The sequence below is a fragment of the Microseira sp. BLCC-F43 genome, assembly GCF_041929235.1.
In the GTDB taxonomy this organism is placed as follows: domain Bacteria; phylum Cyanobacteriota; class Cyanobacteriia; order Cyanobacteriales; family Aerosakkonemataceae; genus Microseira.
The window spans coordinates 167,204-174,589 of the sequence record NZ_JBHFNP010000040.1 but is presented as its reverse complement, the minus strand read 5'-3'; the positions used below and the strand labels follow the sequence as shown (position 1 = coordinate 174,589).

Below are 7,386 nucleotides of genomic sequence, written 5' to 3'. Positions count from 1 at the left end.
ATCTCCATAAAGCCTGTCACAAACATGTACATACGGGTAAACGTTCAAAGTTGCTCGAGGCAATAGCCGGATGATGAGCAATTGTCAAGTCCGGTTCAAAGGGGAGGGGGACACGGTGACTTGTGCCTCCTTACCCGACAAAACTGCTGGTGTGGATGGTGTTAAATCATTATCCCCAAAGCAACGGCTTAACCTAATAGGGAATCTAAAACTGAGTACCAAGGTCAGCCAAACCAGGCGAGTATGGATTCCTAAACCTGGAACGGAAGAGAAGCGACCTTTAGGAATACCCACAATCAAAGACCGAGCATTGCAGGCAGTCAAACTGGCACTAGAACCAGAATGGGAAGCGCGATTTGAACCGAATCAATATGTGTTGGGACCTGGACGCTCATGCCTTGATGCTATCGGAGCAATATTTAATGCGATTAGGTACAAGCAAAAATATGTGCTAGATGCCGACATCGCTAAATGCTTCGACAGAATCGACCATGAAGCACTGCTGAGAAAATTAAATACATTCCCGCTATTACGACGCCAAATCAGAGCATGGCTCAAAGCAGGGGTGATGGACGGACAGCAGATGTTTCCAACACTTGAGGCAACGCCGCAGGGCGGGGTGAGTGCGCTGGGAAGCTTACAGTGGTAATGCTCAAGGAGAGCGAAAACTACCAAGAGATATAGCGCTTCGCGCTGGTATAGTTACAGTTGAGGATAGAGTACACGCTCGCTAAAAGCAAGTTCAATAGATTATGGCTGACGCATATAGTGAAAGCTAGTCTGGACAAAGCCTTTGCATAAGTCAACCCAGGCTAGAAGTATGTATTAGGGAGAGGGAAGCAAATCGCTTCTGTTACTCGCTATTCCCAGGGCAAAGTTAAGTATTTTTACCCTTGACATTTTATCACAGATTGTAATAAAAATCATGGCAAAAGAACTGGCGATTTGTACGAAGGGACTGACCAAGCAATTTGACCGCCATATTGCTGTCAACGACGTAGAGTTAGAGGTCAAGGCGGGAGAAGTTTACGGACTTATCGGACCGAATGGTGCGGGAAAAACAACGCTGATCCGGATGTTGGCGGCGGCGGAAGAACCGACAATTGGGGAGATTTACATTCATGGAGATCGCTTACTACGCGACCATAGCAACGCCAACCTAAAACAGCGCCTCGGTTTTCTCCCCGATGACTTCCCAGTGTACGACGACTTGACCGTCTGGGATTATTTAGATTATTTTGCCCGACTGTATCGCTTGCGAAATCCCCGGCGGAGTCAACGCCTATACGAAGTTTTGGAATTAGTACAGCTTACCAACAAGCGCAAAAGTATCATTTCCACCCTATCGCGGGGGATGAAACAGCGCTTGAGTCTTGCTAGAACAATTATCCACGAACCGATTTTACTGCTTTTAGATGAGCCGGTTTCTGGATTAGACCCCATCGCCAGAATGCAGTTTCGGGAAATAATCAAAGCATTGCGGGAAGCGGGGATGACGATTTTAATTTCTTCCCACGTTCTCAGCGACTTGGCGGAACTTTGCACCTCAGTAGGAATTATGGAATTTGGCTATTTGGTGGAAAGTGCATCGCTTCAGGAACTTTATCGCCGTCTCAGTCGCCAGCAAATTTTGATGTCTACTTTAGGGGACTTAGAAGCATTAAAAGCTGAATTGAAAAACTATCCCCAAATTGAAGGATGCGAAGAGATACCCGGAACCAAGCAGTTGCGGGTGCATTTTTCTGGGAGTCCGGAAGATGGGGCAGAATTGTTGCGAAGTCTCGTCCACTCCGGCATTCCCCTATCCGAATTCCACTGTACTAAAGAAGACTTAGAAACCATCTTCCTTAAAATGGGACACAAACAAGCATCGTGAGATTTTAGATTTGAGATTGCAGATTTTAGATTTAATCCAAAATTTGCAATCTGCCATTAATTTTGGAGTTAGACGATGAAATTTAACTGGATAGACCAAATCGGTGACTGGAATCCGCAATTGTTGCGAGAACTTAAAGGTCGCCTCAAACCTCGCAATGTCATCATCGCTGTTGTAGCTTCGCTGGTGGCGCAGTTTTTACTGTTCGTGTCTTTTTTAAATCAGCATTTGAATACCATTTACGTGGACAGTAATTATTGCCGCCTGCGACCTAATTACGAGCCGTATATTCTCCAACGCGACCAAATCAACGCGCAAATAAATAGTCTGTACTCGAACTATGGTAAAAACGAGCAGGCGATTAATCAACTGCATATAAAACTTAGTAAAATCTCCACGATTCTGAACAAACAATGTCCTGAAGATGCACTTAACATGAAACTTTGGTGGCAAGATTATGCGCCGAAACTATTCTTATTGATTAGCGTCATAGCAATCTTCGCGCTATTGGTAGCGGGTACTTTCATGCTAATCAACGACCTTTCTCAGGAAGAACGTCGCGGCACGCTCAATTTTATTCGCTTCAGTCCTCGCTCATCCGCAAGTATTTTGGTTGGTAAGATATTGGGAGTACCAATCTTAGTTTATTTGACAGTAATTCTGGCAATCCCATTGCATTTGTGGTTGGGGATTATGGGTCAAATTCCGATTGGGGAGATTTTCAGCTTTTACGGAGTTTTAGTAGCTAGCTGTGGCTTTTTCTACAGTGCTGCTTTGCTATTTAGCTTTGTTAGCTATTCTGGGTTACCTAGTTTGCAGTCTTGGTTAATGAGCGGCGCGGTTTTAGCTTTTCTATGTCTAACAAGTTTAGCCAAAGCGATTAACCAAAATCCAACAGATTGGATAATTTTGTTCAACCATTCTTGGATATTGCCATATTTAGTATATCAGAAAGGTCGTGAATACGTCTCATCTTTTCCCTTGAATTACGGAGACATAAATCAATTGCAATGGTTCGACTTGCCATTGGGTGCAGGGTGGATTTATGATTGTGGTATCCCTGCTAAATTATACTTTGTGGACTTACTGGATATGGCAAGCACTAAACCGTTGTTTTCGCAATCCAAATGCAACAATTATAAGTAAAAGGCAGAGTTATTGGCTGGTGTTTTATTTTGCCATAGTTACTTTAGGATTTGCCCTGCAAGATCCAAAATATTACTGGCAATGGCAATGGCAATGGCATAACCATTTAACCGCTAATTTTGCTGGTCTATTTCTGTTGAATTTGGTATTCATTTTTAGCTTAATGGCGATGCTTTCACCCCATCGACAACATTTGCAAGATTGGGCGCGTTATCGACACGGGCAATTCGCCGGTAAGCGTTTCTGGAATTGGTCTGTGTGGCAAGATTTAGTATTTGGTGAAAAAAGTCCAGCACAGGTGGCGATTGGAATTAATCTCTTAATTTTTACTGGCCTTTTCTTACCCTGGGTGTTAATCTTAACCAAAGAGCAGATTTCAACTTCCGAAGATGTCTTAAAAGGTATTTTTGCTATCGCTTTCTTTTTCAGCATCATGATGATTTATGCCAGCATTGCCCAGTTGATGTTGATGATGAGAAACGATCGGCGATCGCTCTACGCCACAGCAACCATAATCGCCGCGATTTCCTTACCACCCACTATTCTATCAGTCCTGGGTATCAATCCTTCAGAAAACCCAATTCCTTGGTTACTTTCAACCTTTCCTTGGATGGGTATACAAACAGCTTCGTTGACAACAATTTTTCTAGCATTATTGGGTGAATTAAGCGTACTGACATTAATCAACCTGCGATTAACTCGCCAACTGCAACAAGCGGGTGAATCTGCCACCAAAGCACTTCTCGCTGGACGTAATTGAGGACAAAATCGATGTTACTCACTTTATTTGACCGCATTGGAGAATCGAACCCGCAGCTATTTCGAGAAATCAAAGGTAGATTTATTTATCGCAACCTTTGGGTGACGTTTATTTGCTCGTTAATAGGTCAATTTTTTCTGGTGTTGAGTTTATCTAAACAAACCTGCATCAGCTATGTTGACAATGAATGCGCTCAAGTTAGCTGGGAGTTTCACTGGCAGACTATCTATAGAGTTCTCAATTGGATATTGCCGCTTTTACTAATCTCCAATGGCGTCTACGGACTGATTAATGATGTAGCGCAAGAGGAACGTAAAGGTACGCTAAACTTTATTCGGTTTAGTCCCCAAACTAGCCAAAGTATTTTACTCGGAAAAATCCTGGGAGTTCCATCGTTAATGTACCTGGGAATTGCCCTAGCAATTCCCCTACACTTGGGTTCTGCTTTAGTGGCAGGATTACCTTTATCTTCGATTATCGGCATCTACACACTTTGGGTAATTGGTTGTTCTGTATTCTTCAATGCTGCCCTCCTATATACCTTCCAATACAGCCATAAAATCGAGGCTAAAAATCTAGCTGGAGGAGGATGTTTTTTAGCCTTTTTGTTGGGGTTAGGTTACATCGGTACAATTGACTTCGCCTTTGATTGGTACAACCTCAAAATAATCCAATGTTTAACGCCAGCACCGAGTAACAATTATTTGGATTACTGTCAGACAAATGGATTGAACTGGCAATGGTTCTTTTTACCGATTGGCAATCAACCAGCGGTCGCCTATGGTTTAGCATTCATGACCGTCAGCATAGCAGCTTACTGGCATTGGCAAGCTGTAAATCGTCGTTTTTGCTCTCGCCATGCTACCCTAATTAGCAAGGGACAAAGTTATTGGTTAGTTGCCAGTTTTGAACTGTGGCTATTAGGCTTTTCATTAGCCGAAATTAAACCAGTTGCTGCTAATAACTTCGGTACTGGGTTTGGCTTACTATTCTTTTTGACTCCATTATTTTTGCTGTTTGTCGCTTTTAACTTAACTCCGAGTTATCAAGCTTTAGTTGATTGGAGTCGTTACAAACATTTGGAGGTCAAAAACCATAAGTATTCATTAATGCGCGATTTGATTTGGGGTGAAAAAAGTCCGGCAATTGTTGCAGTTGCCATTAACCTTGCCATGACAGCACTGATTTGGTTACCCTGGATGTTATTATGGCTACAAAAAGATGGGTCGGATAAGATTCAAACCCCCCAACTGCTACTGGGATGGTTTATGACCATGAATGTTATGCTGATTTATGTAGCGCTCGCAGAACTGCTGAGGTTGACAAAAACTCCAACTTGGCTGATATTTGCATCTACTGGCTTGAGCGCAATTGTCCTAACAACAGGAACGATTTGGCATCTCGCGGCAAACAAACTACCCCTCGTACAGTTTCTCTTACTATTTTCCCCCTTTCCGATTGTTAGCTTAGCATTGGGAGGTACAACAATAACATTTTTAGGTTTAGTGGCGCAGCTAGGAACTCTATCTTTGTTAACCTGGCAATTAACCAGAAAAGTGCAAAAAATTGGTGCATCTTCCTCCCAATCTTATCTGACACCTTCGCCTTGAAATAGCAGTAACGGCGGGTTGAACTAAATATTTCTTGGTTCCACTGAATGGTTGGTAAAACCCGCCCATACTATAATCCAAATTGAGGTAAATACGATGAAATTTCCTTGGATAGACCGAATTGGTGACTGGAACCCGCAATTGTTGCGGGAACTTAATGGTCGCCTTAAACCGCGTAATGTCCTAATTGCAATAGCAATTTCCCTACTAGGACAATTTTTCCTATTTCAGTTTTTCCAAACCCAGCTACCCATCGCACCTGCACCAGGGGAATACAAATACCCTATTTTCAACCAATTCTGCACGGGAAAACGCGAATATGAGAGCGCAAGAGTATATAAATGCGTCCTCGATTCTTTGGGCAATTTTTCCATAAATTGGCAACAATGGTGGCTATCTGTATTTGTATTTCTGAGTTGTGTCGGCATCTTCGCATTGTTAGTAATCGGCACTTACATGCTGATAGCTGACTTAACTCAAGAAGAACGTCGAGGTTCGCTCAACTTTATTCGATTAAGTCCAGAATCTACCCAGCGTCTTTTAATTGGTAAAATGCTGGGCGTCCCTATTTTGGTCTATCTCCTAGCAGCGCTAGCACTTCCATTGCATCTTGTTGCTGGGTTATCTGCTCAAATTTCCTTGGGCGAAATCCTCGCTTTCTACGCCGTCGTTGTTGCTTGTTGCATCTTCTTTTATAGCGCCGCGCTTCTATACGGTTTAGTTAGCAATTGGTTGGGAGGATTTCAAGCTTGGTTGGGTGCTGGTATCGTTCTCGGTTTCTTATGGTTAACTTCCACATTGGCGATTTACACACCCATCTACAATCCAATTGCTTGGATGAGGTTATTTGCTCCTTTTGATCTGATTCCCCATCTTGCTGATAATTCGATCTCGTATCAAAATGTGCAACTGGAAAAGTTACAGTGGTTCCACTTGCCATTGGGTGCGAATATCCCTATTCTGATCGCCTTTGCTCTCCTAAATTATGCCCTTTGGACTTACTGGGTTTGGCAAGGTTTGCAACGGTGTTTCCGCAATCCTAATGCGACAATTTTGAGCAAGAGACAGAGTTATTTATTCACAGCTTGCTTTACTGCTTCAACTTTAGGATTCGCTCTACCAGGATATACAGATGGTTATCTGGAAAATAATCCAAAAGAGTGGTTGTTCCAGCATCTAATGATGCTCTCCTTCTTCGATTTGCTGCTGTTTCTCTATCTGATGGCAGCTTTGTTTCCTCATCGTCAAGCTTTACAAGATTGGGCGCGCTACCGTCGGGAAAAAGTTTCGACTCGTAAGAGGTTTTGGAATATTTCCGTCCTGCGGGATTTAGTTTGGCATGAAAAAAGTCCCGCAGTGGAAGCAATTGCAATTAATCTTGTAATTGCCGTTATTCCATTAGTTGGATTGATTCTAGTTTCACCCTCTGAAATTGATGCAAAAATCTCGGCATTTTTCAGCATTGGTTTAGCTGCTAGTTTAGTAATAATCTACGCCGCCCTAACCCAATTAATCCTGTTTATGAAAGCTCAGAATCGCATATTCTGGGCAATTGGTACGATAGGGTCTGCACTTTTCTTACCGCCTATTATTTTAGGTGTATTGTCGATTCAACCCGGAACAACCGCTGGTTTCTTGTGGTTCTTTACCGCTGGCGCGCCAATAGTTGTATTATATCCCCCCTCCGGTTTGATGTCGTCAATGATGGTTTGCTTAGCACTTCTCGGTCAATGGACTATCTTTGGAGTGTTGAACTTACAATTGAATCGACAACTGCGAATCGCCGGAGAGTCTGCAACTAAAGCATTGCTAGCTGGAAAAAGCTAATTATATCAAATCCGGTTACATCGGAATGATTAACCTTTCTTGCTAATTGCTAATTGCTAATTGCTCCTAGGCGCAATAATTCCGATGCAACGGTCAACGATATTGCAGATTTAAAATTGCAGATGGCAGGTGCCAGAAACCGGGTTTCTCTGAGAAACCCGGTTTCT

General features: G+C 42.8%; 5 protein-coding genes and 1 pseudogene. All 6 read left to right on the top strand.

Annotated elements, in window-relative coordinates; all coding sequences use genetic code 11:
• Window positions 1-139: 139 nt before the first annotated feature.
• A pseudogene (locus ACE1CM_RS07290) lies at window positions 140-622 on the top strand (reverse transcriptase domain-containing protein); the annotation flags it as partial.
• A gap of 303 nt (window positions 623-925) precedes the next feature.
• Window positions 926-1,876, top strand: coding sequence for an ABC transporter ATP-binding protein (locus ACE1CM_RS07285; protein ID WP_374876733.1), 951 nt, complete (start codon window positions 926-928; stop codon window positions 1,874-1,876).
• 75 nt (window positions 1,877-1,951) lie between these two features.
• Window positions 1,952-3,022: a hypothetical protein gene (locus ACE1CM_RS07280; protein WP_374876731.1), complete on the top strand. Its 1,071-nt coding sequence runs from the start codon at window positions 1,952-1,954 to the stop codon at window positions 3,020-3,022.
• Window positions 3,023-3,041: 19 nt separating this feature from the next.
• Window positions 3,042-3,782 carry a hypothetical protein gene (locus ACE1CM_RS07275; RefSeq protein ID WP_374876730.1) on the top strand — a complete coding sequence of 247 codons (741 nt, stop codon included), beginning with the start codon at window positions 3,042-3,044 and terminating at the stop codon, window positions 3,780-3,782.
• An 11-nt stretch (window positions 3,783-3,793) separates the two neighbouring features.
• The gene (locus tag ACE1CM_RS07270; RefSeq protein ID WP_374876728.1) at window positions 3,794-5,392 is read left to right on the top strand and encodes a hypothetical protein; all 1,599 of its coding nucleotides are present in this window, start codon (window positions 3,794-3,796) and stop codon (window positions 5,390-5,392) included.
• A 96-nt stretch (window positions 5,393-5,488) separates the two neighbouring features.
• Window positions 5,489-7,219 (top strand): hypothetical protein, encoded by a 1,731-nt coding sequence (locus ACE1CM_RS07265; RefSeq protein WP_374876727.1) that lies wholly within the window; start codon window positions 5,489-5,491, stop codon window positions 7,217-7,219.
• Window positions 7,220-7,386: the final 167 nt, after the last annotated feature.

Excerpts from the sequence above, each read along its gene's own strand:
- ACE1CM_RS07285 (WP_374876733.1), top strand. The coding sequence starts at position 926 with ATGGCAAAAGAACTGGCGATTTGTACGAAGGGACTGACCAAGCAATTT.
- ACE1CM_RS07280 (WP_374876731.1), top strand. The coding sequence starts at position 1,952 with ATGAAATTTAACTGGATAGACCAAATCGGTGACTGGAATCCGCAATTG.
- ACE1CM_RS07270 (WP_374876728.1), top strand. The coding sequence starts at position 3,794 with ATGTTACTCACTTTATTTGACCGCATTGGAGAATCGAACCCGCAGCTA.
- ACE1CM_RS07265 (WP_374876727.1), top strand. The coding sequence starts at position 5,489 with ATGAAATTTCCTTGGATAGACCGAATTGGTGACTGGAACCCGCAATTG.